31 protein-coding genes are annotated in these 22,059 nt (G+C 58.9%); 26 read left to right on the forward strand and 5 right to left on the reverse strand.

Annotated elements, in window-relative coordinates; translation table 11 throughout:
• Positions 1–59 precede the first annotated feature (59 nt).
• Both JAO77_RS20060 and JAO77_RS20065 read right to left on the reverse strand, forming a co-directional pair.
• Complete coding sequence (locus tag JAO77_RS20060; RefSeq protein WP_198992225.1) at positions 60–230, reverse strand: PID-CTERM protein-sorting domain-containing protein; 171 nt, start codon at positions 228–230, stop codon at positions 60–62.
• A gap of 267 nt (positions 231–497) precedes the next feature.
• Positions 498–962: a hypothetical protein gene (locus tag JAO77_RS20065; protein ID WP_198992226.1), complete on the reverse strand. Its 465-nt coding sequence runs from the start codon at positions 960–962 to the stop codon at positions 498–500.
• A gap of 138 nt (positions 963–1,100) precedes the next feature.
• Here JAO77_RS20065 and JAO77_RS24685 point away from each other — a divergent pair, with 138 nt between their 5' ends.
• Positions 1,101–1,241 carry a T9SS type A sorting domain-containing protein gene (locus JAO77_RS24685; RefSeq protein WP_502213824.1) on the forward strand — a complete coding sequence of 47 codons (141 nt, stop codon included), beginning with the start codon at positions 1,101–1,103 and terminating at the stop codon, positions 1,239–1,241.
• 210 nt (positions 1,242–1,451) lie between these two features.
• Here JAO77_RS24685 and JAO77_RS20070 read toward each other — a convergent pair whose 3' ends face one another.
• Genes JAO77_RS20070 through JAO77_RS20080 form a run of 3 tightly spaced genes read right to left on the reverse strand, consistent with a single transcriptional unit; the run spans position 1,452 to position 4,455 of the window.
• Entirely contained in the window at positions 1,452–2,837 is a 1,386-nt protein-coding gene (locus JAO77_RS20070; RefSeq protein WP_198992227.1) for a tyrosine-type recombinase/integrase, read from the reverse strand.
• A gap of 2 nt (positions 2,838–2,839) precedes the next feature.
• Positions 2,840–3,730: a hypothetical protein gene (locus JAO77_RS20075; RefSeq protein ID WP_198992228.1), complete on the reverse strand. Its 891-nt coding sequence runs from the start codon at positions 3,728–3,730 to the stop codon at positions 2,840–2,842.
• A gap of 44 nt (positions 3,731–3,774) precedes the next feature.
• Positions 3,775–4,455 carry a S24 family peptidase gene (locus JAO77_RS20080; RefSeq protein ID WP_198992229.1) on the reverse strand — a complete coding sequence of 227 codons (681 nt, stop codon included), beginning with the start codon at positions 4,453–4,455 and terminating at the stop codon, positions 3,775–3,777.
• A 128-nt stretch (positions 4,456–4,583) separates the two neighbouring features.
• Here JAO77_RS20080 and JAO77_RS20085 point away from each other — a divergent pair, with 128 nt between their 5' ends.
• The 25 genes from JAO77_RS20085 to JAO77_RS20205 all read left to right on the forward strand — a co-directional run bounded on the left by JAO77_RS20085 (position 4,584) and on the right by JAO77_RS20205 (position 22,056).
• Complete coding sequence (locus tag JAO77_RS20085) at positions 4,584–4,790, forward strand: hypothetical protein (RefSeq protein WP_198992230.1); 207 nt, start codon at positions 4,584–4,586, stop codon at positions 4,788–4,790.
• Positions 4,791–4,838: 48 nt separating this feature from the next.
• Positions 4,839–5,102, forward strand: coding sequence for a helix-turn-helix domain-containing protein (locus JAO77_RS20090; protein WP_198992231.1), 264 nt, complete (start codon positions 4,839–4,841; stop codon positions 5,100–5,102).
• A 3-nt stretch (positions 5,103–5,105) separates the two neighbouring features.
• A complete protein-coding gene (locus JAO77_RS20095) occupies positions 5,106–5,453 on the forward strand; it encodes a hypothetical protein (RefSeq protein WP_198992232.1) in 348 nt (115 codons plus the stop codon).
• A gap of 135 nt (positions 5,454–5,588) precedes the next feature.
• Positions 5,589–5,930 (forward strand): hypothetical protein, encoded by a 342-nt coding sequence (locus JAO77_RS20100; protein WP_198992233.1) that lies wholly within the window; start codon positions 5,589–5,591, stop codon positions 5,928–5,930.
• Positions 5,923–6,102, forward strand: a complete 180-nt coding sequence (locus JAO77_RS20105; RefSeq protein ID WP_198992234.1) for a hypothetical protein — start codon at positions 5,923–5,925, stop codon at positions 6,100–6,102. Before JAO77_RS20100 ends, JAO77_RS20105 begins: the two co-directional genes overlap by 8 nt.
• 94 nt (positions 6,103–6,196) lie before the next feature.
• A complete protein-coding gene (locus JAO77_RS20110; RefSeq protein ID WP_198992235.1) occupies positions 6,197–7,363 on the forward strand; it encodes a hypothetical protein in 1,167 nt (388 codons plus the stop codon).
• 197 nt (positions 7,364–7,560) lie between these two features.
• Positions 7,561–8,502, forward strand: coding sequence for a 3'-5' exonuclease (locus JAO77_RS20115; protein ID WP_198992236.1), 942 nt, complete (start codon positions 7,561–7,563; stop codon positions 8,500–8,502).
• Between the two features lie 3 nt (positions 8,503–8,505).
• On the forward strand, positions 8,506–9,546 hold the full coding sequence (locus JAO77_RS20120; RefSeq protein ID WP_198992237.1) for a helix-turn-helix domain-containing protein: 1,041 nt from the start codon (positions 8,506–8,508) through the stop codon (positions 9,544–9,546).
• 21 nt (positions 9,547–9,567) lie between these two features.
• Positions 9,568–11,064, forward strand: a complete 1,497-nt coding sequence (gene dnaB, locus JAO77_RS20125; protein WP_198992238.1) for a replicative DNA helicase — start codon at positions 9,568–9,570, stop codon at positions 11,062–11,064.
• A complete protein-coding gene (locus JAO77_RS20130; RefSeq protein WP_198992239.1) occupies positions 11,064–11,264 on the forward strand; it encodes a hypothetical protein in 201 nt (66 codons plus the stop codon). Before dnaB ends, JAO77_RS20130 begins: the two co-directional genes overlap by 1 nt.
• A gap of 13 nt (positions 11,265–11,277) precedes the next feature.
• Positions 11,278–11,457, forward strand: a complete 180-nt coding sequence (locus JAO77_RS20135) for a hypothetical protein (RefSeq protein ID WP_198992240.1) — start codon at positions 11,278–11,280, stop codon at positions 11,455–11,457.
• A gap of 86 nt (positions 11,458–11,543) precedes the next feature.
• Positions 11,544–12,002: a hypothetical protein gene (locus JAO77_RS20140; protein WP_198992241.1), complete on the forward strand. Its 459-nt coding sequence runs from the start codon at positions 11,544–11,546 to the stop codon at positions 12,000–12,002.
• Between the two features lie 326 nt (positions 12,003–12,328).
• On the forward strand, positions 12,329–12,649 hold the full coding sequence (locus JAO77_RS20145) for a hypothetical protein (RefSeq protein WP_198992242.1): 321 nt from the start codon (positions 12,329–12,331) through the stop codon (positions 12,647–12,649).
• A complete protein-coding gene (locus tag JAO77_RS20150) occupies positions 12,646–12,813 on the forward strand; it encodes a hypothetical protein (protein ID WP_198992243.1) in 168 nt (55 codons plus the stop codon). The genes JAO77_RS20145 and JAO77_RS20150 overlap by 4 nt, the downstream gene beginning before the upstream one ends.
• Positions 12,814–12,876: 63 nt before the next feature.
• On the forward strand, positions 12,877–13,236 hold the full coding sequence (locus tag JAO77_RS20155; protein ID WP_198992244.1) for a hypothetical protein: 360 nt from the start codon (positions 12,877–12,879) through the stop codon (positions 13,234–13,236).
• Positions 13,220–13,540, forward strand: coding sequence for an HNH endonuclease (locus tag JAO77_RS20160; protein ID WP_198992245.1), 321 nt, complete (start codon positions 13,220–13,222; stop codon positions 13,538–13,540). Before JAO77_RS20155 ends, JAO77_RS20160 begins: the two co-directional genes overlap by 17 nt.
• Positions 13,541–13,655: 115 nt before the next feature.
• Entirely contained in the window at positions 13,656–14,126 is a 471-nt protein-coding gene (locus JAO77_RS20165) for a phage terminase small subunit P27 family (RefSeq protein WP_198992246.1), read from the forward strand.
• A complete protein-coding gene (locus JAO77_RS20170) occupies positions 14,127–15,944 on the forward strand; it encodes a terminase large subunit (protein ID WP_198992247.1) in 1,818 nt (605 codons plus the stop codon). It begins immediately after the preceding gene.
• Positions 15,945–16,027: 83 nt separating this feature from the next.
• Positions 16,028–17,365 carry a phage portal protein gene (locus tag JAO77_RS20175; protein ID WP_198992248.1) on the forward strand — a complete coding sequence of 446 codons (1,338 nt, stop codon included), beginning with the start codon at positions 16,028–16,030 and terminating at the stop codon, positions 17,363–17,365.
• Positions 17,358–18,008, forward strand: a complete 651-nt coding sequence (locus JAO77_RS20180; protein WP_198992249.1) for an HK97 family phage prohead protease — start codon at positions 17,358–17,360, stop codon at positions 18,006–18,008. Before JAO77_RS20175 ends, JAO77_RS20180 begins: the two co-directional genes overlap by 8 nt.
• A 33-nt stretch (positions 18,009–18,041) precedes the next feature.
• The gene (locus JAO77_RS20185; RefSeq protein ID WP_198992250.1) at positions 18,042–19,355 is read left to right on the forward strand and encodes a phage major capsid protein; all 1,314 of its coding nucleotides are present in this window, start codon (positions 18,042–18,044) and stop codon (positions 19,353–19,355) included.
• 99 nt (positions 19,356–19,454) lie between these two features.
• Positions 19,455–20,045 carry a hypothetical protein gene (locus JAO77_RS20190; protein WP_198992251.1) on the forward strand — a complete coding sequence of 197 codons (591 nt, stop codon included), beginning with the start codon at positions 19,455–19,457 and terminating at the stop codon, positions 20,043–20,045.
• Between the two features lie 8 nt (positions 20,046–20,053).
• Positions 20,054–20,434 (forward strand): head-tail connector protein, encoded by a 381-nt coding sequence (locus JAO77_RS20195; RefSeq protein WP_198992252.1) that lies wholly within the window; start codon positions 20,054–20,056, stop codon positions 20,432–20,434.
• A 186-nt stretch (positions 20,435–20,620) separates the two neighbouring features.
• Complete coding sequence (locus tag JAO77_RS20200; protein ID WP_198992253.1) at positions 20,621–21,013, forward strand: phage head closure protein; 393 nt, start codon at positions 20,621–20,623, stop codon at positions 21,011–21,013.
• Positions 21,013–22,056, forward strand: a complete 1,044-nt coding sequence (locus JAO77_RS20205; RefSeq protein WP_198992254.1) for a hypothetical protein — start codon at positions 21,013–21,015, stop codon at positions 22,054–22,056. Before JAO77_RS20200 ends, JAO77_RS20205 begins: the two co-directional genes overlap by 1 nt.
• The last annotated feature ends 3 nt before the right edge of the window (positions 22,057–22,059 follow it).

Consider the following 22,059-nt stretch of genomic DNA (forward strand, 5'->3'; position numbering starts at 1 on the left):
AAATGAAGAGCCGCGCAGCTAGCCGCTAAGGTGGCTAGCTGCGCGGCAAGTAAAAGACGCTAGGCGCGGCGACGCAACCGGCGCACCGCATACACTGCCCCGCCAGCCAGCAGCACCGATATACCACCATCGATGGGCACCCCGGTGGGCGTGGGGCCACCCGACCCAGGTTGCGCTTGGCTAGCCAAGGCAATTAGAAGTAGCGCTGCAATGGGTACAAGGCGAAGCATGGGCAGAAGGATTAAAAGTGAAAATAGAATGTAAATAAAGTAATAAAAAATGATAAAAAATGCGCGTTAATTATTCAGTAACGAGTTCTTTATCACGCTTGCCACTTGGAGCCTGCTCATGTGGCGCTACCAACGGTGCACGGCTGCTAGTACAGGGGTGCCACACGATATAAAGCAACGCTGGCAAGGGGCCGGGCTATACCACCCCTAGGGGTAGTATAGCCCGGCCCCTTGCCAGTGACTTCCGCAAAGAAGCCGACCTAGGTGCTAGTTTTTTGGCGAGGCTTCCAGCACCAGCACTACCTCCTGCCGGAGCGCCAGCGGCGGGGCAGGTAGCGTGCGGCGCTGATTCTTAGCCGTGAAGTCGCCGAGATAAGCAAATTGCTGGCCGGCCGGCGCGAAGGCTTGCACCCGCAGCCTTTGGGTGGTGGACAAGCCAAACGAGACGGGCACGCGGGTGGCCGTGGGGCTGTCGTTGAGCAGGTAGATAAAGTACTTGTTACCGCAGCGCATGCCGAAGCTTTGCACCACGCTGGCCTGCACCGCGAAGGGCTGAAACTGCCCCCGACCGGCGGCCAGCATCTGGCCGCTGATGGTGCGCACCGCCCGGAAGTAAGGCGTCATTTTTTGGTCGTCGAACAGTTCCCACCACCACGTTATGGGCAGCACGGGCGTGGGGCTGAAGAGGCCGTACCAACCGCGCGCAGGCCACCGCCGGCGTGTATCCGGCACTCTGGAGCGGCGACTTCCTGTTCTCGGCCGATGACGTGGCCAACCGCCGAACCATGATAAACCCTGGCGGCTGCCTACCCCCTTGGCAGCCAACTCACCCTCAGCAATCACCTAGGGTAGGTAGTACATCGCCAAAACCTGGTCTGCCTCGAGAACAAAGTCGACTTGCAGGGCCTAGCCACCGGCATCTACCTGATAACCCTGACTGGGCCGCAGGGCCAAACTACCCGCAAAACCACAAGCAGTAGGCTACGCCTCATTACACTGAACCGAAACTAGCCATAAACAACAAGACCCGCCGAAATTCGGCGGGTCTTGTTGTCTTGAAGCGCTCCCTCCTGAACTAAGGGCGCTTTCCTAAGCGTGCCACTGCTTGCTAGTCCTTGCCAAAATCTACCAGCTAGGCCAGCGTCCCGGCCGCTACAACTGGCAAGCTTTGGCAAGGACTGGCGTAGAGTTACCAATAAAAAGGCACACTACGCAGGCACACTAGGGTGTGGTGTGCCTGGTGCGGTGTCGTTCGAATGCCTCGCGCATCGTGCTCAGTCGTTCCTTTTCGCGGCTCTTGGTATAGCGGCGCGTAGTGTTAATGTCAGCATGGCCTACCGTGTCCTGAATGCTCACCAGGTCTGCCCCACCTTCGTGCTGGGTGGTGATGAAGGTATAGCGGGCAATGTGAGCCGACACCGTTTGCCAGAGAGGCACGCGCACCTCGTGACGGGTGGCGCCTGAGCCGCGTACCTCCTTTACCGTGCGCGTGATGCCGGCCTCTCGGCACAGCAACTTTATTTCTTCGTTGAACTTGCCGAGGCTGGGCACTGGCAGCTGACCACCGTAGCGCGCCCATATCTCTAGGGCCACGTGGTCGAGCGGCACGCGCAGCTTCGTTTTCTTGCGCCGGTTCTTATAGTGGAAGTACTCGAGCACCGGTACCTCGGTCTGGCTTACCTCGTCCCACTCCCACACCAGGGCGTCGGGCCCGATTTCCAGCATCGAGCTGAAGCGCGGCCCAGTGCGGCACATGAAGACGAACACGTCCCGGAGGCCTGCGCGCTTGAGGGCGCGGGTGCCCGTGCCTTCGCGCGGCTCATAGACTGGGTGCGCGTAGAGCTGCTCGACCTCGGCATAGGTTAGGGGCTCCCGCTCGACCTCTTCCGAAAAATCATCTTCCAGCCACTCGGTGGCGTAGCGCCCGAACTTGAGCAGCTTGCTGAGCCGCTTCACGTAGGACGATAGCGTATTGTTAAGCAGGCCAGCCTCGCCCTTGCGGTTCTTCGCCTCAGTGAGGCAGTACTGGCAGAACTGCTCGAATAGCTTGCACCGGCCAGTGGCGTCGGGCTGTAGCTCATCGGGCCGGGTGCCCGGCCGCCAGCGCTCCATCTGGTCGATGAGGCCCTGCGGCCCGCCTAAGGTTTTAGCCGCGCGCCGGCCCTGGTAGGCCTGCTGCCATTCAGCATAGAGGCTGACCATAGTAGGGACCGCGGTGGGGACCACTTCGCCGGCTGCAGAGACCGCGGTGGCTTTCGCTAGCTTGGTGGCCGCTGCCTTCGGCTTGAGCAGCGCCAGCAGCGCCTCGGGCGTTAGCTCGGCTTCGTTGGCCTCTGCTAGCTCCAGTTGCTTTTCAACTGCACCCGCAAACTTGGTTAGCTCGCGCCTGGTCTTGGCATAGGCCGGGGCGGCGCTGCTCACCGTGCCGGGGCTGGCATCGGTAGCTGGGCGGAAGTGCTCAGGCCGGCAGCTCTGGCCGGTACCGGTGCGCAGCCTAGCCTCAGTCCTAGTGCTGGCCGCTGCGCCCTTACCCCAACGGATATCGGCATAGATAGGCCGCCTACCATCGGCGTAGGTTTTGGTGTGGAGGTAAAAACGGACGGGCATCGCTAGTCTCCGACTGGCTCACTCATTACACGCTCTGAGTATGCGTCTATATGCCTCCTTCGAGATTGCTTGAAAACTTGCCCTGAATCTTTGTAAAGCTCTGTTATTACGGCGTCTACTATCTCTTTGCGTATCCTTTCCTTATTGGAGGATGTTATAGAATCTCTAAGTGCGCTATATAACCTATCGAAGAACTCTCTTTCTAAGGCTGGCATATCCGATATAACAGATGGCTGTTTAGAGGCATTTTTTACGGGGCTATGTTGCAGCCTTTTGATATCCCCACGCATAGATGCTACTTCTGCAAGTATTGTTTCTAATGCTTCATTCACACTCTGAGTAGAAGATTCTAACCTAGCAGGTTCGATAGTAACCTCTTTGAAATGACTTAAGAACGGGGCATATTCTTTATTCTTTTGAGCTTCGTGCACTTGCTTAATCTTTTCTGCAAGATTGTCCACGAACGTTTCCATTTTAAAAATGTGTAAGCTCTTAGGATAACCCTCCCTCAAAATATTTTTAATGTCGAATGGATAATCTTTTTCGCCATCGAATACTAACACGAGGGGTAGTAGCGTGGCCATTCGCAATCCTAACTCTAGCATAACATTTGGATTGAGGCTACTCACGTCGCAGACCACAACATCATTATGGTAGATGTTGCGCACAATACTTGCTTGAATCATATCCTCGGCAGCATTTTCACTCACCATTGAAGCGGTAAATCCTGCTTTGTTAGCCGCACGAATAATTAGACGCTGAACTTGGCCCCAGTGGCCGGGAGTATATGCTTCAGTATCGCTTAATGGCATTATGATACCGCAATGTGGCTTGCGCTCAGTAAGTGCTGGCGGTATGATAGGCTCGGGTATGGAGTTAGCTTCCGTGCTCATTGGCTTGATATCCTTAGTACGTCAGTTTATGGTTAACTCGAAGTTTACTCAGTAACCTTTTTGCGATACTTCCACATCTCCAGCACCTCGTTCGGCATGATGATATCCGGCTTATAGGCTGGGTTGTCAGACTCTATTAATAGGTAGCCCTTTTTCTCCACCATATTGGTAACGCGCTTGATGCAGATGCCCTCTGTAGTTACCAGCACATAGGGGTGCCCGTCTATAATGTCTTCCGGTCGCTCGATGTGTTCGCACACTACCAGGTCACCAGGTTCAAAAGTGGGTGTCATCGACGTACCACTTATCTCGAAGGCCCGGAAGTCTCCTTTGTCGAAACCTGGCAATGACATCGTATCCAGATTACCTAGGTACTCGCTATCAGTGAGGTGCTGCCGATAACCTGCTGCGGCCTTGTGAGGCACTATCAGTATTTGCGCACGGCCTTTGTTATCTGTAACGATGTAGCGGGTGGGCATAGAGGAGAATGATTCCTTGCCAGTGCGAGAACCAGTATTTAGGTACTCGACCGTGGTATGATAAAGCTTAGCTAATGCTGCTAAGGTGGAGGGCTTAATTCTAATTGTATCGTCTGTTTCATAGCGGCGCACCTGCGAGAAGCTTAAGCTCAAGTCTTGACGCTTGAACTCCTCTTCTACAGAGCGCAGAGTATGCTCGGCCGCTTCGCGCGCTAGCCGCAGACGCTCACCCCTTCCCTTTGTCATTGTAAATAAAATACTGATTACGACACAAAGCAACACACCACGACACATGAGGGCAAACTTTGTGGCTTAATGTGCCTTAATGTGCCTATTGGTGCCTATATTTGCAATGAATCAAACGCCGCTAGCACATGGAAACTTCAACCACCCAGAAAGCAGAGCGCACTTATGATGTGCGCATCGTCTCGCACCCCAAAGTGCAGAAAGCGCTTAAAATAGAGCAGAATAAGCGCCATGAGGCCGCCAACTATGCCGGACCTGAACCGAGGAAAGTCGATATATTGGCTGACTGGGTAGAAGAAAAAGCCGATGCTATCATTAGCGGCGGCTCAGAGTAGCGTTTTTTTATTTGTCTTTTTTGTGTCTTTTTGTTTCTCTTTCACATTATGCTACGCACCACCTATTCCGACGGGACAATCGTCGAAGCCACTGACACGGCTAGCCAGCAAAACCTAGCTGAAGTTTTATTAAACAGTCGCACCTACACGGTTAAGACGTTGGCCCAGCGCTTAGAAATCAGCGAGCGCAGTGCCTACGAGCTAATCCGTCAAGGCCTCATTGGCTATGGCTGCGCTGGCGCCAAAAATTACCGTGTGGGTGAACCTGCTGTACAGCGTTTTCTCCTAGGCCTTGCTCCCCTGGCTGCCTAGGTAATGGCTAAGGTCAAGCTACACGATACGCCAGCGTGCACCGACGAGCAAAGCCTAGCCCACCGTGCTCAGGTGAGCCCGCCCCACCTGCGCCGCAAGCTGCCACCCCGGGCCCTGCCGCCCCTCGATGGCCCTAGCCCTGCCAAGGTGCTACGCCAGCTAGTCCAGAAGCTCGAAGGCCCCAACGTCAACCTCTACACCCGCATTGCTAATCGGGCCCTGGAAGATGGTGACACCGAGAGCATTGCCAATGCCACCGAAAAGGTACAGCGCGAAATCGACGAGCGATTAAAGTCCCGCCGCAAGCTGCACGAAACCTATCCACTGCTTTACCCCAAGCCCGCCGCCTAATGGAAGCTCACGACGAACAGCCAGGCCTCTCGGCCGCCAACCTACGCAATGCGCTCATCGGTCTGGCCTTCGTCGCCATCGCGGTGCTCGCCTACTGCTTTCTCTAACTCCTCACTGTCAACATTTTTCGCAGAAATGGACACTACCACCCAACAACAAGCACCGCTGGTGCTCGACGCAGGCCCCGCCGCTGAAGGCTGGCTGCACCTTCCCTCGCTACATGCCAAGCTACTGCCGTTGGCGCAGGCTGCTGGCCATGCAGCGCTACACCTCAGCTGCGAGGTAAGCGGCCCAGGGCCCAGCGACTACACCTACCTGGCCTCAGCTAGCGGCCCCAACAACTTCCGGCGCTACATCAGCACGTTCGAGCCCGGCGGTGGCTACAGCTGGCACGACTTCGAGCGCGTGCTGACGGCCAAGCTGGAGGAGCAAGCTACTTACCTGCAAACGGTGAAGGGAGGCCAGCAAGATGCTTAGCCGCCAGCAATTCCTCCGCTACACGGCCAGCCAGTCTAGCCCCGCACCCCGCCCGCCCCGCAAGCTCACCCTAGGCCAGCGCGTACTCGCCGGCTTGCTCTGGGCCTGCCTCGCTCCCTTTCTGCTCATCGGCTTCCTGGTGGTAGGCGAACTGCCCCGCCTCAAGTCATAGAAATGAAAATGCCCGGCGTTCGCAGCGCCGGGCATTTCAGGACAGGATTAAGAAAAGCATCAAACCCTCTAACGCCCTGCTGGGCACAAATATAATGTCTGTTGCTATCACTACCGCCCAGGCCACCCAAGTGCTCACTTCGCAGCACATCGACACCATCACCAACCTAGTCCTAGGTGGTGACCTCTCTAAAATGGATAACGCGGCGCGCGTAGCCTACTACGTGCAGCTCTGCCAGTCGCTGAGCCTGAACCCGCATACGCAGCCCTTCCAGATTCTCAAGTTTCAGGGCAAGGAAATCATGTACGCCACCAAGTCGTGCACCGAGCAGCTGCGCAAGCTGTGGGGCGTGAGCGTCACCAAGCTGGACCGGCATCAGGAAGGCGACGTGTTAGTAGTGGTGGCCTACGTAGTTGACGGTACCGGCCGCACCGACGCCGGCACCGGTGCCGTGCCTGTCACTAACCTCAAAGGTGAGGCCCTGGCTAATGCCTTTATGAAGGCCGAAACCAAAGCCAAGCGCCGGGCTACGCTCAGCATCTGCGGCCTTGGCATCCTCGACGAAAGCGAGCTTGACACCATGCCGCAGGCCACCCAGGTAGCCATGCCGGCTACTGCCGAAGTTGGTACCAGTGCCACCGTAGTAGAGGAGCCGACCCCTGTAGCAGCCACGCTCGACGAAGCCAAGGTAGCTGGCCACCGCACCCGCATGATGTATGCACGCTCGCTGGTGGAAGTGCAGCAAATCTGGAAAGAGATTCCAAAGCACCTAGCCCCGCAGTTGCTAGCCGATAAGGATGCCGCGAAGCTGCGCCTCAGCAAACAGCCCGCGCCCCAGCCTGTGCATGACCAGGAATTGGTGAAGGAGTTTGTCGAGCATCCTACCACGGGCATGAACCTGCCGGAGGCCAGTGAGGAGCAACGGGCCGAAATCACGCGGCTTATGAAGCTGCCCATCATCACGGCCGGCGAGCGCGCTGACATGCTGAAGGTGTTTTATAAGCTAGACGAGGCCCGGGCTGAGCAGGCCATCTTCAAGCTGCTCAATGAGCAGGCGGTACGGGAGGGACGTGATGCAGATAAGGAGTGGCGCCAGGCCCTGCACAAGTTCATCTATAAGAACTCGGCCCAGCTAGGCGACTACGAGGTCAGCCGCTTATCCGCAATGAATGAAGACGGCAATGTGCACTGGCAAACACTGCGGGCTGAGATACTCAACGCGATAGCCACCCTCAAGCAGGCGCAGGCACTCGCGGCCTAGTCAGTTGAACGAAAAAAGGCCACCCCAGCCAAGGCGACCCTTTCATTTTCTTAATAGTTGCATCGTGAATATATGGCATTCAACGCAATGTTGCCCGAGCCGCCGCCAATTGGACAGGACTCAGATTTGCCCTGGCTGGCTAGTATGAGAGTTGCCGAGACTCTCGATTTAGGTTCGATTCCTAACGCAACTCATGTATGAGCAGCCAGGCCTTCTACTTCCTGCTGCAGGAAACAATGAGCCACAGCAAGTACTCCTGGCGACGGGAGTACTTGAAGCTGTCCCTAGGCAAGAAGCTGCGCCTAGAGAAGGTGGTGGAGTACGAGGATAAGACCATCTACCGGCCTACCAAGCTGTCTTTTGGCCTGCCTTTCGGCTGCGTGCTCAGCACGAAGGCTGAGTACGTTGGGGCGCTGCTGCGCTTCCGTAAGGATGCGGCTGACCGCAAGCGCCTAGCTGAACTGGAGAAGCTACTGCGCAAGGAGACCGACCAGAAGATGGAGAAAGCACGTGGCGTAGGCGCGGCCTTCGGTGCCTCGCCCCTACGTGTGGCCACGACGCCGGCGCTGGTACCAGCTGCCAACCTCTTCGACGACTTTACTATCGTCGACACCGAGTTTCAGGATAAGCACCTACTTGAAATAGCCGCCATCCGCTACCAGAACTGGGAGCCAGTCGACCAGATGGTGAGCTGCGTGCGTTTCCGCGAGTGGGTAGCCCCTCGCACGACCCAACTCACTGGCCTCACGGCTGACATGCTGCACAGTGCGCCCCTGGAAAAGACCGTGCTACAGGCCTTCGCCAAGCTAGCCGGCGGCTCACTGCTCATCGCGCACAACATCGGCGCCGACCGCAGCCAGATTGAGCGCGCCCGCCAGCGCCAAGGCGCCGAGGCGGACTTGCCCAATAAATGGTTCTGCACGATGGCCCTTGCCAAGGCACGCCTACCCAAGGGCACCAAGTGCGGCCTAGGTGAACTCTGTGACCGCTTCGGTTTCTCGCGGCGTGGCCACCACCAGGCGCTTACCGATGTGCAGATGTGCTTCCAAATCCTGCGCCACTTCCATCAGGAAGCTGCCCTCACTTCGCTCGACCCCAAAGCCCGCAAGGCTGCGCCCACCCTCGATTTCGCTGCCTAACCTATGCTTCCTATCCGCCAAACCATCAATGCCCTGCCCGGCCTCAAGCGTACCGAGAAAGCGGTGCTGATTGAGGTGTGCCAGCTTGCTGAAAACAGCGAGCCGGCGGGCTGGTGCACGGCTAAAAATGATTACCTGGTGCAGGCCCTTGGCGGAACCGAGCGCACCATGTCGCGCACCATCACGGCCCTCGAAAGCCGTGGGCTGCTGCTGAGCAAAGGGCAGGGTAAAGCCCGCAAGCTAGGTGCTAGCCCTGCGCTTCGGGCCTGCTATGCTGGCGCCGATGAGGCTACCCGCCGGGCTGCTATTGCGACGCTGAACCTAGACAAAAATGGTCACCAACCTAGACAAATAGAGCCCACCAACCTAGACAAAAATGGCGCTCAACCTAGACAAAATGACGAGGTTAAGGCCGCTGAACCTAGACAAAATGGGTCTGCCAACCTAGACAAAAATGGTCACCAACCTAGACAAAATGGGTCGCGCGTAATAGGAGACCAGCAATACCAGCAATTAACCAGTTCACCCCCTACCCCCGAGGAGTGGGTGGCGGCTCAAAAAAAAATTGCGAAGCTCGAGTTGGAGAACTCCCAGCTGAAAGCCAAAATCGAAGAGTTAGTACCCCCCGTTGCGCAGCCCCCCCGCGAAATCGCGGCCGAGTCGCAGGGGCCGCAGCATTCGCTAGCTTCGAAGGCGTTGGCTGCCGAGATGGCTAAGCTCTGGCACATCACCCAGCAGGGCAACGCCCGCAAGTGGATGCAGCTGGCCCGCTTTACCCACCTGATGGAGCAGGCTGGCCGCCTGGCCGAAGTCAGCAAGCAATTCACTGGCTACGCCCTCTACCGCGAGAAGCGGGGCATTGAGCCCTACAACCTCGACAAGTATCTCGGCAGTGAGGGCGAAGGCTACTGCGGCGAGTGGTGCGCCTACGAGTGGTCAACCAAGGCCAAAGAAGCCAAGGCAGACCGCGATGCGCCCCCAGCAGCCGCCCCCGCCCGCGCTGCCACTTCCCCCACCAAGGCCAGGGCCCAGAACTGGAGCTAGGCCCCCAACCTCAACTTTCCGATGACTGCCATCCTTCAAAAAACCACCCACCTGCCACCCCAGGCCCTACCCATCGAGCGGGCGGTCCTAGGTGCAGCGATGCTCGAGGCCTCGGCTACCGCTACGGCACTGAGCCTGCTTGCCCCGGAGGCGTTCTACCAGCCCGGCCACCAGCTGGTATTCTCGGCAATGCAAGCACTACAGGCCAGCGGCTCGGCCGTCGACCAGCTCACCGTCGTGCAGTACCTGCGCGGCAAAGGCACGCTGGAGCGCGCCGGCGGCATCGGCTACGTGGCCGGCCTCACCAGCCAAGTCAACAGCGGCGCTCACATCGAGGCGCACTGCCGCATTCTACTCGAGTTCCATGCTCGGCGCACTGTCATCACCGCCGGCACCTTACTGCAAACCCACGGCTATGACGAGGGACGCGACGCGCTAGAAGTGCTAGCCGAGGCGCAGCAGCAACTCATGGGCCTGCACACCGTGCTCGACCAACGCCCAGCCCAAACAGTAGCCGACCACTTCGATGCCGTGTTTGCCAAGCTCGAGCAGGACGTGCTCAAGCCTGGCATGACGGGCGTGCCCACTGGCTTGATGGAGTTGAACGACTCAACCGGCGGCTGGCAGCCCGGCGACCTCATCATCATCGCGGCCCGCCCGGCCATGGGCAAGACGGCGGTAATGCTGCATGCAGCTCGTGAGGCAGGCCTCGACCACGACAAGCATGTCTTCATTGCCTCACTCGAAATGCCGGCGGCGCAGCTGGTGCAGCGCCTCGTCTCGTCGGAGGTTGAGGGCTACAGTAACTCCGACCTGCGCCGGGGCAACGTGCGCGGCGGCGTGGAAGAGGTAGCCAGCATCCGCCAGAAGGCTGCCCGCCTCAAAACCCTAGGCCACCGCCTACACGTCGACGACACGCCTGGCGTCAGCATTCAGCAGCTACGGGCCAAGTGTCACCGCCTGCACGCTGAGCACCCACTGGGGTTGATTATGGTCGACTACATCCAACTGATGAAGGGCGACGGCAAAGGCCGCGGCAACCGAGAGCAAGAGATTGCCAGCATCAGCCGCGGGCTCAAAGAGCTAGCCAAAGAGCTAAACGTGCCGGTCATCGCCCTCAGCCAGCTGTCGCGCGACGTGGAGAAGCGCGGTGGCCAGAAGCGGCCCCAACTAGCCGACCTACGTGAGTCGGGCGCCATCGAGCAGGATGCCGATATCATCATGTTCCTCTGGCGCGGCGAGTACTACAAAATCGACGAGTACGACGATGGCAGCCCGACCGCCGGCACGCTGCTCATGGACATCGCCAAGAATCGCAACGGCTCGGTGGGCGAAATCATCGTGGGCTGCAACCTGCGCCGCGGCCTCATCTACGACCTAGGCACCGAGCCGGGCACGTCGGCCGAGGAGTTGCCTGCAGCAGCCGAGTACCAGCCCCGTCGCATCACCACCAGCACCCAGGACGACTTCAGCCAGCCGCTGGTACTACCCGACGCCCCACCTGACGCCCCTTTCTGATGGAACAGTACTCGCCCCGCATGGCCGTCGCGGTACGCCGTGAGCTACGCCAGGCCAATGGCAAGCGCTTCGCTGAGCTACTGGCCTACTACAAAGTGCGCGGCGGCCCAGGCCTCGGCCTCGCTCCCAAGGAACTAGCTGAGCGTCAGTCCCGCCAAACGCATAACAGAATTTATAACAACCCACCTCAAGCGGCCTAGGGCCACCTACCCCATGCAGCCTACCACCCTCAACCCCGAAACCCACTGCCTCGACTGCGGCGAAGTGCTCAGCGAGTACGGCCACTGCTGGCAGCACCACTGGCCACCGATGGACCCCGCGCAGGATGCTACAACCTCAGCCCCGGCGTTGGCGCACCCAGTCCAACAGCAGCAGCCCCCCTGCCAGCAGTAGGCTACACACTAGCGAACCTGCCAAACTATAGATTAAAGCTGCTCTCATGCAGCAAATAAACATCAATCCACTAAGTATTTACAAAAATGCAACCCGAAACCACTTCCGAAACTAGTCTCGTCGAGAACTGGGCCATCCTTGAAATTATGGGCCACGAGCGCCTCGCCGGCCGCCTCACTGAAACCACCATCGCCGGCGTGCCCATGTTGCGCGTGGAAGTGCCCGCCACCGAGAAGCTGCCCGGCTTCACCCGCCTGCTCAGCGGGGCCAGCATCTTCTCGCTTACGCCAGTACCGCAGGACGTGGCCACCCTCGTCGCCGGCCAGCTGCAAAAGACCGCCGTCAGTGGCATCCCGGCCTATGGCTTCACCTTCGGCCAGCAGCTGCAAATGAGCCAGGCCCTAGGGCTGCCCGCCCCGAAGGAGCCCAAGGCCAGCATTTTTCCCGGCGATGATGACGAGGAAGAAGACGACCCTTTCGAAGATGACTGCGAGCAGTGTGGCGGCCCCACCCGCGAAGGCTTTTGTCGCACCTGCCAAGCATGAGCCCCTACGATGACCCCGCTGTGTCGGCTGGCGAAATAGCCGACTACCTCGACCAGTTGCGTCTGTCCTTACCAAGCTGTGCCTTAGATAGTGCCTCTAGTACGGATATGACTCTCTCGATTGATAGTCTACCACAAGCATATTCCTCCAATAGCCACTCTTCATAGCTATTAGGCGCTATCGCTGTGCCTTTTGTCCATGCTAGGGCAGCGGCTATTACTCGACGGCGTTTTTCTTCAGTAAGCATGGACCAAAGGACACACACAGTTTCCGCACTCTAGTAGGTAGAACCACCCATTTACCATGAGTAAAACCCTTAGATACTAATGCTCCGACAAGCTTCCCGCGTGGATGCTAACCAAGCCGATATCGTGCACGCGCTGCGCGGTATCGGCGCTTCGGTTTTCCACGTGCACCAACTCAAGAATGCGTTTGACATCCTCGTCGGCTACCGCGGCCGCACTTTCCTGATGGAGCTGAAGGTTTCCGAGAAGGAGAAGCTCACCCCCGGCGAGGCTGAGTTTAAGCGCACCTGGCGCGGCAGCGAGTACCACATCGTCTACACCGTCGACCAGGCTATTGCCATCCTCACCGCCCGCCCTGGGCCCGCTACCTGCCCGCACTGCCAGGGCAAGCTCACGCCATGAATATCCCACCCATCACCAACCCTAGGGCCTACGCCACGCACCTGCTGGTAGCCTGGCAAGCTGAACTTGAACAGCGCCAAGCCCCCGGCAAGCCAGGCCGGCCAAATCCCTTGCTGGCGCTGATTACGGTGGAACTGGCCCGCCGCAAACAGGCCACTAATTAGGAACGAAACTACTTGCTTAATCATTTCTGCATTTGTATATTAGATACCTTTTCCGCCCTGCTTATGCTACCCACCTACGACCCTGTTCTTAACTTACCCGCACCCACCCCGCTCCCCACCTTGCAAGTCACTTCTGCAGGGCGGCTTACTCTGAGCATCGCCTTGATGCACGAGCTTAAGCTGGAGAACGGTAGTCGCGTCAACCTGGTGCCGCCTGTCTATGGCAGCGAGTACTGGCACCTCGACCTGCGCCCTACTGCGGCCCGCACGGTGGAGTGGCACAATGGCTCTGCCCCTCGGGTGAAGAACGTCGACCTGCCGCCCTGGCTGGTGCCTAATGCCATTCGCCTCATGCTCGTGCGAGAGAAGCAGACGCATCCAGATTACTACCCCTTACTGCCTACTCATGCCCTCGCTGCCTAGGTCCCCACGTCGGCCCTGGCAGCCTGCCCCTGCTAAGCGAGAGTATGTGCAGCATGCGGCTCGTGATAGCCGCTACGACACGGCTAGGTGGCAGGCGGCCCGCAAAGCGCAGATAGCCCGCTGCCCGTGTTGTGAGGAGTGCGAGCGTCAGGGCCGTGTGACGGCCGCTACCGTGACCGACCACATTATCCCTGTGCGCCTAGGCGGTGACTTCTGGGACGCTCGCAACCACCAAAGCTTGTGCCGAGCCTGCCACCAAGCTAAGAGTGCGTCAGAGCGCACGCAAATAGCTCCTAGGGGGTAGGGGGTCGAAATCCTCTAGGCCTATTGGCTCTACACCGTAGCCCTCAGTCAAATTCTCGTGCTGTCAGGTTAGACAGGTTTTTCATAGATTGTATTTTAACAACTTTTATAGCATTATGCCAGGCCCACCCCCAAAACCCGCTCGACAAAAGCGGTTAGAGGGCACCCATCGCAAGGACCGAGAGGCGCCTAACGCGCTGGACTTCAACCCCGCTGTAGACTTACCTGCCCCACCCGACGACCTACGCCCCGAAGCTGCGCGCCAGTGCTGGGAAGTGTGTGCAAAGGAATTGCACGCCAAAGGCATGCTGGCCTCGGTGGACTTGGCGCTACTACGCGCCTACTGCTACCAGACGGCACTGATGCTGGAGGCTGAGGAGGAGTTGGAGCTGAATGGCAAAACCGAAACCCGCTTCACGGCTAACGGCTCGCACCAAGTGCGCTCGCCTTGGGTGGCCATCCTCTCCGATGCCACCGAGAAGGTGAGCAAGATTGGGCAACAATTTGGCTTTAGCCCCAGTAGCCGCACGCGAATCAGTGTGCCGAAATCAGAGAAAAAGGAAGCCGACCCCTGGGCTGATTTGTAAATGAGTACTCCCCGCAATTACTGCGCGATTGCCACCCGCTATGCCAAGCAAATGGTGGACGCTTATGCTAAGGAAGAGGCCATTAAGGTCGAACTGCGCCCCGTGCAGCTCGACCTTAAAAAGCTGCGCCAGCAGGAGGAGCCCGACGCCGACGCCGTAGCCGCCCTGGAGGCCGCGATTGCCCGCCACCAGCAGCGCATCTACAGCCTAAAGGTGCGCTGCAATAAGTACGTGGCCCTGGCCTGCGAGCGCCAGCTAAACGACTTGAAGCGCAAGCGTTTTGCCTACACCTTCAACGAAGAGAAAGCCAACCGCATCTGCAAGTTTATTGAGCTACTGCCCCATACCAAGGGCGAGTGGGCGGGCCGCCCCATCGTGCTGGAGCCCTGGCAAATCTTCATCCTGACCACCGTGTTTGGCTGGCTGGATAAGAAGGGCCGGCGCCGCTACAAGGTCACGTACCTGGAAATTCCGCGCAAAAACGCCAAGAGCACGCTCAGCTCGGGCGTAGGGCTCTACATGCTAGCCGCCGATGGCGAGGGCGGGGCCGAGGTCTACAGCGCGGCCACCACCAAGGACCAAGCGAAAATCGTGTGGAAGGATGCCAAGGGCATGGCCCAGAAATGCAAAGGCCTGCAGGCGCGCTTCGGCGTGAAGACGGCCGCCCACAGCATCTATACCGAGGAGGGCAGCAACTTCCTGGCCCTGGCCCGCGACCAAGGCGGCAACCTCGACGGCCTGAACGTACACTGCGGCATCATTGACGAGCTGCACGCCCATAAGACCCGCGAGGTGGTGGAAGTAATCGAGACGGCCACCGGTGCCCGCACACAGCCGCTGCTCTGGCAGATTACCACGGCCGGCTTCAACCTAGCCAGCATCTGCTACGAGCAGCGCACCTACACGGCCAAGGTGCTGCAGGGCCAGTTCACCGACCACCAGCACTTCGGTATCATCTTCACCATTGATGCCGATGATGACTGGGCGCACCCCACCAGCTGGCAGAAGGCCAACCCCAACTGGGGCATCAGCGTGAATGAGGAGGATATTCAGCGCAAAGGCAGCATGGCCGTGAAGGTGGCCGCCAAGCGTGGTGGCTTCAAAACCAAGCACCTCAACGTGTGGGTAAATGCCAAGGAAGCCTGGATGGACATGCAGAAGTGGGCGCTCTGCGCCGACCCGAGCCTGAGCCTGGAGCAGTTTCGCGGCGAAGAGTGCGTGGGCGCCGTCGATTTGGCGACCAAGGTGGACATTGCGGCGCTGGTGCTACTCTTCAAGCGTGGCGAGCAGTACTACCTCTTCCCCTTCTTTTGGCTGCCAGAGGAAGCTATCGAGGGTCAGGATAATGCCCACTATGCTGGCTGGGCCGATGAGGGGTATCTGCAACTGACGACTGGCAACGTGACCGACCAGAACCTGATTCAAGACCAGGTGCGGGCCCTAGCTGCCGCGCACCAATTGCGTGGCCTAGCTTTCGACCCCTGGCAGGCCATGAAGTTTGGTACCGAGCTCACCGAGGAGGGGCTGAATGCCTCGGAGTTTCGCATGACCGTGCAGAACATGAGCGAGCCCATGAAGGAACTGCACGCCGCCATCATTTCGGGCAAGCTGACCCACCCTGATAACCCCGTGATGAACTGGATGATGAGCAACGTGGTGGCGCACACCGATGCCAAGGAGAACATCTTTCCGCGCAAGGAGCAAGCGCAGAATAAAATCGACGGGCCAGTGGCTAGCATTATGGCCATGGGCGAGTGGCTGACAGGCGAAGGCCCCGAAACCAGCATCTACGAAGAGCGCGGCCTGCGCATGCTCTAGGGCTTGCCCCTAGTTTCCCCCGCCCAAAATTGCAGTCCACCTAGGCAGCGTCGGAGCTTTGACACAGTTCAAGCCCCGACGCTGTGTCTTTTTGGTCTAATCCGTTTTCGCGTTCTACCTCCACCCCGCTGCAAGCGGCGGTGTCGGTAGAGCGTGAGCAGCGCAGCGCTGGCACTGACGTGCAGGTTAGCACCGAGAGCAACGATGCCCGCCTGCTGGGCATGCTAGGCTTTGGCGGTGGTAGTGTCGCTGGCGTACCCGTCAACCAGCAGACGGTGATGAGCATTGCTGCAGCTTATGCCTGCGTCAATAACATCAGCCAGGATATTGCGGGGCTGCCCTGCCAGCTGTTTCGGCGCGACCAAGGCAAGCGCACGCCAGTAGATGAGCACCCCGCAGTGCCGCTACTCAACTTGCAAGCCTGCGGCCTGCAGAACGCCTATCACTTCCGCCAGTCGATGACCGCGCTCACGTTGCTGCGGGGCAACGCCTATGCGCTGATTGTGCGGGCGGCGAAGCTGCGGCCCATCCAGCTGCTCTTCAAGCACCCCGACGAAACAGATGTGCGCAAATCGGGCGGCCGGCTTTGGTACAAGTTTAATGGTGACCCCAAGACCTACGCTGACTATGATGTCATTCACCTCAAGGGCCTGAGCCTCGACGGTGTGATGGGCGTGAGCGTCATTCACTATTTCCGCGAAACTTTCGGCAAGGGCCTAGCTGCGTCGAAAGCCCACACCAACTTTTACCAGAACGGCGCCAAGCCGTCGGGCACGTTGGAAATGGACAAGACGCTGACTGACGCCGCGGCAGCGCGCCTCACGGCCTCCTTTGCTTCCCAGTATTCGGGTGTAGAAAATGCTGGCAAGCCAATATTGCTAGAGGAGGGCCTGAAATACAAGGCTATCAGCCTAACGCCCGAGGATGCCGAATTTATCAGCACCCACAAGCTGACGCGCTCCGACATCGCCAGCATTTTCCGCATGCCGCCGCACAAAATCGGCGACTTGGAGCGCTCGACTAACAACAATATTGAGCAGCAGAGCCTCGACTACGTGGGCGATACACTGCTGCCTATCCTACTGGCCCAAGAGCAGGAGTACCGCCTCAAGCTGTTGCGCACCGATGAGGTGGCTACGCACTATTTCCGCCACAACGTGTCGGCGCAGCTGCGCTCTGATGCCACGGCCCGCGGCAACTTCTACGCCAAGCTCTTTCAGGTGGGCGCGTTCAGTCCTAATGACATTCTAGCCTTAGAAGACCGCAACGGCATCGGCGAGGCTGGTGACGAGCGCTTTATCCCCGTCAACATGGCCCCGCTCAGCCGCCTGGCTGAATTAACTGATGCGCAGATAGCTGGCCGCAAGGCGCCTGCCACGCCACCCGCTAACACGCCGCCCCCGGCGCCCGAAAATGAGTAAGCCACTTCAGCTACCTGAAGGCCGGGAGGCCCGCGTAGTTACCACCCCACCCAGCATTGAATACCGCGCCCTTGACGGTGGCGGCCAAGAGCCTGCGGCTTTTGTGGGTCAAGCCATTGTATGTGGCGTGCGTAGCAGCCCACTAGGCTTTCCTGGCTTCCGCTTCGTGGAAATTATCGACGCCCACGCGCTCGATGGCACCGACATGTCGGACGTGATTGGCGTGTTCAATCACGACGCCAACCAGCTCCTCGGGCGGACCCGCAATAACACGCTCACGCTGGAGCGCACGGCGGACGGTGGCCTGAGCTACCGCATCCCCTACGACGCGCAAGACCCCGACCACCAGCGGGTAATGCGCAAAATCGAGCGTGGCGACGTGGACGGCAGCAGTTTCCTGTTTCGGGCCAAAAAGGACGACTGGCAGGAAGAGCAGGACGCCGCTGGTGGTAGCCTGTACGTGCGCACTGTGCTGGAAATCGAGACGCTCTACGACGTGTGCCCGGTTACCTCGCCCGCCTACCCAGATGCTACGGCTGCCAAGCGCAGCCACGACGCCTACCAACAGGAGCACCCGACCCCACCAACTGGTTCCTGCCCCGATTTGCTTACCCGCCAGCTAGCCCTTAAAGCCCGCCGCTAATCACTTTCTCACCTTTTTTCTGCAAAAAATAATATGTACGACCTGAAGAAGCTGCGTGAAAAGCGGCAGGCCAAGATTGACGAGGCTCAAGGCCTTATTGACGCCGCAAACCAGCGGGCGCCCGAAGCGCGCAGCCTCACGGCTGACGAAAAGACCAAATACGATGCCCTGGATAAGGAAATCGATGAGTTAGAGCTTGATATCAAGCGCGCCGAAAAGGCAGAGCAGCGTCAGAAAGACGAGGCTGGTAAAACGCCTTCGCTTAACAACAACCACCGTACCCAGGAGGCTCGTGACATTGCCAGCTATTCGGTGCTGAAAGTGGTGCGTTCTATGTCGGGCGGTCCCGCTCTGGATGGCATCGAGCGCGAAATGCACCAGCAGGCCGTAACTGAGGCCCGCGCTCTAGGTCAAGACGTGAACGGCGTAGGCATCCCGCAGATGCTGCTCAGCCGCCGTGATAACTCGATTACCCAGCCTACCCAGCCCGAGGATGGCTCGGCCGTTAAAGCCCAGGACACGGTGCGCCCCATTATCGACCTGGCTCGCCCCAAGTCGGTGCTGCGCGCCCTAGGTGTTACGTTCCTAGGTGGCCTGGTAGGCGACGTTGGCGTGCCTTCGCTCTCGCAGGGTGCTAAATCGACTTTTAAGGGCGAAATCGAAACGCTCGACAAGTCGAACCAGAAATTCAAGGATGCGAAGCTCAGCCCGCACCGGATGGGTACCTGGGTGCGCCGCAGCAAGCAGTTTTTAATTCAGACCTCACCGGGTGTCGAGCTCCTGCTGCGCTCTGACCTGGAAAAGAGCATTGTGCAGGAGCTGGAGCGCGTAGCCATCAACGGCGACGGCCAGGATAACGAGCCGCTGGGCATCCTCAATTACAGCGACATCCTGCAGCTGGTGCTAGGTGCCAACGGCGCAGCACCCGACCGCGATACGCTGGTGCTATTGGAGTCGCTGGTGGAAGGCCAAGACCTGGCACTCGACTCGGCTGGCTACCTCATCAACGTGGCCACCAAGTCGAAGCTCAAGCGCACGAAGGTGGACGCTGGTTCGGGCTTGTTCTTGATGAACGATAACCGCGAGCTGAACGGCTACCCCGTGCAGGTAACTAGCAACGTGCCGCGCACGCTGAGCAAGGGCACTAGCGCCAACAAACTATCGGCAGCCGTTTTCGGCGACTGGAGCCAACTGCTCATTGGTCAGTGGGGCGGCCTCGACATCACGGTGGACAACATCACGCTAGCCAAGCAAGGCCAAGTGGAAATCATCATTCAGACTTTCCACGACGTGCTAGCTGCCCAGCCCAAAGCCTTCGCAGCCGTGAAAGACATACTCACCGAGTAATCACAGGAAGAGGTCGCACCTCAAAAGCCCCGGCTGCCCTGCGCAGTCGGGGACTTTTGGGTGCCAGAGGTCTGGTTTTCACCCTTTTTTCTGCTGGTTATGAATGATACTGATGCTCCGCTGAGCAATTCGGCCGCCCCAGAAGGTGGCACTACGCCTGCGCCTGCCGCAGATGCTACTTCCACGCCTGCCTCTACAGGCAGCGACGCGCCTACGCCTGCGCCTGCACCGGCCCCAGCTGCGCCGCCAGCACCCGCCCCAGCGGCCCAAAAAGCCCCTGCGTCGGCCCAAAAACCGGCTTCAAATGCGTCCAAATCGACCGAAAACGTGTCAAAATCCACCGTTTCCGTGTCCGCAGCGCCTCAAGGTGTCGCTATCAAGATGCTGCGCTCGCATCCGGCCGTTGGCGCGTTTGCGGGTGACACGACCACGGTACCAGCGGCGCTGGCCACCAAACTGATAACTGAAAAGTTTGCCGAGCGCACCACGGCCGCCCCGGTGGTCGAACTGGTGAAACCTACCGACGCCCAGCTGGTGCAGGCCAAGGCCGCTTACGCCCGCTATGGCGCCGTGACCGACTTCAAAAACTTCCAGGGCAACCCGATGCCCGAGTTTGAGAAGCTGCCCGAGGCTATCCAGTGCGCTTGGGCGGCTGCCGCTAACCTCGAATACAGCCACAAGCCTGCCTAACCTCCGCCATGCTCACCCTCGACGCCGCCAAAGCCCATCTGAAGCTCGACCCCACTGATACCAGTGAGGATGTGCTGCTGCAGGGCTACGTCGATTCGGTGCAGGCAGCCTTCGAAATCGAAAGCAAGCGCCGGTGGCCCGTTGAGGGTGAGCCGGCGCTTGTGACGGTGCTCGACCCGACTACCGTGCCGCCTACTACCCGGTTCGTGGGCTATGTAGACCCGGCTGTGCTCAGCGAGAAAGAGCAGAAGGTAGCCGGTCAGTGGCTGCGCCTGGTGCTGGGCCACTGGTATGAAAACCGCGGCTCGGTGGCGGTGGGGCTGAACCTGACGGAAGTGCCGCAGACGGCCAAAATGCTGATGAACCTAGTCCGAGTGCCTACGCTATGATTCCTGCCGCGCTTTTAACCGCACCAATTCAGCCTTCAACTCGCTGTTTAATTGCTCATTCACTTGGCGCAGGTTTCTCATACCCCGCTCCAGAGCTGGGGCCATCTGCTTTACCCCTTCACTGATTCGCTGTACTAGCTCCGCTGTAGTAGGTAGTTGGGTTTCCATACCGCAAAATACATCAGAATGAATTTCGGCAAGTTCGACCGCAAGCTGCTGCTGCAAAAGCCTGCTGCTACCGTGCAGGATAGGTTCGGTGCGTCGAAGCCGGTGGCGAACGCCTTTGAAGACGTGGCCACGGTCTATGGTGAGCAAAAGCCAGGCACTGGTACCGAAATCTTCCTGGCCCAGCAGCAAACCGCCCAGGTTACGGTCAACTGGCAGATACGCTACCGCGCTGATGTGCGCCCCACCTGGCAGCTCATCTACAACGGTGAGCTCTACCAGATTGTGGCCGTGGTGGAGATTGGCCGCCGCACCGGCCTGCTGCTCATTACCTACAGCCGGGGGCCTGCGCCCAAACCCGTTACGCCTGCCGCCCCTGGTACTTATCAATCAAACTACCGCACTGCTTACTAATGTCGCTCGCTTCCTATACCGCCCCCGCCCAGCGCCGCGAAGGCGATAAGACGCTCATTCAAGACCTGACTGCTGCCTATAAGCAGATTCAGGACTTGACTGGGGCTATGCAGACGTTAATGAACCGCGCAGAGGTGGAACTGCCGAAGCTGGCCAGTGTGGCCACATCGGGCAGCTACGGCGACCTGGAAGACGTGCCGACCATTCCGGCTGCCTACACCGACGAGCAGGCGGCTGAGGCCAGCAAGGCCGTGGTGGATGCAGCCGTAACAGGGCTGGAAATAGGCCTGCCTATCAACGAGCAGGATTTCACCGTGACCACTGATGAGGCAGGCGTCGCCACGGACATCGGCGTGAACTACAGCCACGTCCTAGGGCGGGCCACGGCTAGCTACAACGAAACAACCAAGACGCTTACCCTGCGCCTATCGCCCGAGGTAGAGCCCCTCGTCTTGACGCTAAATATTACTAGCTCCACCAGCAGCGCCACGGCCCCTACAAGTCCGACATTTACTGCTCTCACCAGCAGCGGCTTTATCCAAAATGATGGCGCCAACCCGCTCACCTATAACGCTGGGCCGCCTGCTTACTGGCTGGCCGCGCAATCGGCCTGGAACGGTGGCGGCAATACGGGCAAATGGCCGTTACGCCTGCCCATCAATACCGCCGGGGGCCTGCGCCAGCGCGTTATCGACCCGAGTGTTTTTAACTCGCTGTGCGGCCTCACGCTGCGCACGGTTGATAGCACCAACCACGCCAGCAACGTGGTCAATATCGAGCTGTATGTCAACAACGGTAAGATAGGCTACATTCTGAATGGGACCGAAAACCTTACCAGCATCAGCATTGCGGCCGGTGAATACCTGCTGCTCATCATCGGTACGACCGTTAAGGGCTACCGTAGTGTCGATGGTACGGCGCTGACTGAGCTCGTGAAGGAATTCACAAACGTAGACCCCACTACGGCCGTGCTTTACCCCGGCCAAAACGGGCACTTCGGCAGCAAGCTCGGCGAGCCGGCACACTATGGTTTTGTAGCGTAGTAG

Origin of the sequence: Hymenobacter sp. BT559, assembly GCF_016427535.1 — a bacterium.
Taxonomy (GTDB): Bacteria; Bacteroidota; Bacteroidia; order Cytophagales; family Hymenobacteraceae; genus Hymenobacter.

Bases quoted from the DNA above. Each gene is read 5' to 3' on its own strand.
- JAO77_RS20185 (WP_198992250.1), top strand. From the start codon at position 18,042: ATGTACGACCTGAAGAAGCTGCGTGAAAAGCGGCAGGCCAAGATTGAC.
- JAO77_RS20205 (WP_198992254.1), top strand. From the start codon at position 21,013: ATGTCGCTCGCTTCCTATACCGCCCCCGCCCAGCGCCGCGAAGGCGAT.
- JAO77_RS20160 (WP_198992245.1), top strand. From the start codon at position 13,220: ATGCCCTCGCTGCCTAGGTCCCCACGTCGGCCCTGGCAGCCTGCCCCT.
- JAO77_RS20085 (WP_198992230.1), top strand. From the start codon at position 4,584: ATGGAAACTTCAACCACCCAGAAAGCAGAGCGCACTTATGATGTGCGC.
- JAO77_RS20060 (WP_198992225.1), bottom strand. From the start codon at position 230: ATGCTTCGCCTTGTACCCATTGCAGCGCTACTTCTAATTGCCTTGGCT.
- JAO77_RS20130 (WP_198992239.1), top strand. From the start codon at position 11,064: ATGGAACAGTACTCGCCCCGCATGGCCGTCGCGGTACGCCGTGAGCTA.
- JAO77_RS20155 (WP_198992244.1), top strand. From the start codon at position 12,877: ATGCTACCCACCTACGACCCTGTTCTTAACTTACCCGCACCCACCCCG.
- JAO77_RS20100 (WP_198992233.1), top strand. From the start codon at position 5,589: ATGGACACTACCACCCAACAACAAGCACCGCTGGTGCTCGACGCAGGC.
- JAO77_RS20095 (WP_198992232.1), top strand. From the start codon at position 5,106: ATGGCTAAGGTCAAGCTACACGATACGCCAGCGTGCACCGACGAGCAA.
- JAO77_RS20090 (WP_198992231.1), top strand. From the start codon at position 4,839: ATGCTACGCACCACCTATTCCGACGGGACAATCGTCGAAGCCACTGAC.
- JAO77_RS20105 (WP_198992234.1), top strand. From the start codon at position 5,923: ATGCTTAGCCGCCAGCAATTCCTCCGCTACACGGCCAGCCAGTCTAGC.
- JAO77_RS20140 (WP_198992241.1), top strand. From the start codon at position 11,544: ATGCAACCCGAAACCACTTCCGAAACTAGTCTCGTCGAGAACTGGGCC.
- JAO77_RS20190 (WP_198992251.1), top strand. From the start codon at position 19,455: ATGAATGATACTGATGCTCCGCTGAGCAATTCGGCCGCCCCAGAAGGT.
- JAO77_RS20180 (WP_198992249.1), top strand. From the start codon at position 17,358: ATGAGTAAGCCACTTCAGCTACCTGAAGGCCGGGAGGCCCGCGTAGTT.
- JAO77_RS20200 (WP_198992253.1), top strand. From the start codon at position 20,621: ATGAATTTCGGCAAGTTCGACCGCAAGCTGCTGCTGCAAAAGCCTGCT.
- JAO77_RS20165 (WP_198992246.1), top strand. From the start codon at position 13,656: ATGCCAGGCCCACCCCCAAAACCCGCTCGACAAAAGCGGTTAGAGGGC.
- JAO77_RS20145 (WP_198992242.1), top strand. From the start codon at position 12,329: ATGCTCCGACAAGCTTCCCGCGTGGATGCTAACCAAGCCGATATCGTG.
- JAO77_RS20075 (WP_198992228.1), bottom strand. From the start codon at position 3,730: ATGAGCACGGAAGCTAACTCCATACCCGAGCCTATCATACCGCCAGCA.
- JAO77_RS20110 (WP_198992235.1), top strand. From the start codon at position 6,197: ATGTCTGTTGCTATCACTACCGCCCAGGCCACCCAAGTGCTCACTTCG.
- JAO77_RS20115 (WP_198992236.1), top strand. From the start codon at position 7,561: ATGAGCAGCCAGGCCTTCTACTTCCTGCTGCAGGAAACAATGAGCCAC.
- JAO77_RS20080 (WP_198992229.1), bottom strand. From the start codon at position 4,455: ATGACAAAGGGAAGGGGTGAGCGTCTGCGGCTAGCGCGCGAAGCGGCC.
- JAO77_RS20195 (WP_198992252.1), top strand. From the start codon at position 20,054: ATGCTCACCCTCGACGCCGCCAAAGCCCATCTGAAGCTCGACCCCACT.
- JAO77_RS20135 (WP_198992240.1), top strand. From the start codon at position 11,278: ATGCAGCCTACCACCCTCAACCCCGAAACCCACTGCCTCGACTGCGGC.
- JAO77_RS20070 (WP_198992227.1), bottom strand. From the start codon at position 2,837: ATGCCCGTCCGTTTTTACCTCCACACCAAAACCTACGCCGATGGTAGG.
- JAO77_RS20120 (WP_198992237.1), top strand. From the start codon at position 8,506: ATGCTTCCTATCCGCCAAACCATCAATGCCCTGCCCGGCCTCAAGCGT.
- JAO77_RS20170 (WP_198992247.1), top strand. From the start codon at position 14,127: ATGAGTACTCCCCGCAATTACTGCGCGATTGCCACCCGCTATGCCAAG.
- JAO77_RS20150 (WP_198992243.1), top strand. From the start codon at position 12,646: ATGAATATCCCACCCATCACCAACCCTAGGGCCTACGCCACGCACCTG.
- dnaB (WP_198992238.1), top strand. From the start codon at position 9,568: ATGACTGCCATCCTTCAAAAAACCACCCACCTGCCACCCCAGGCCCTA.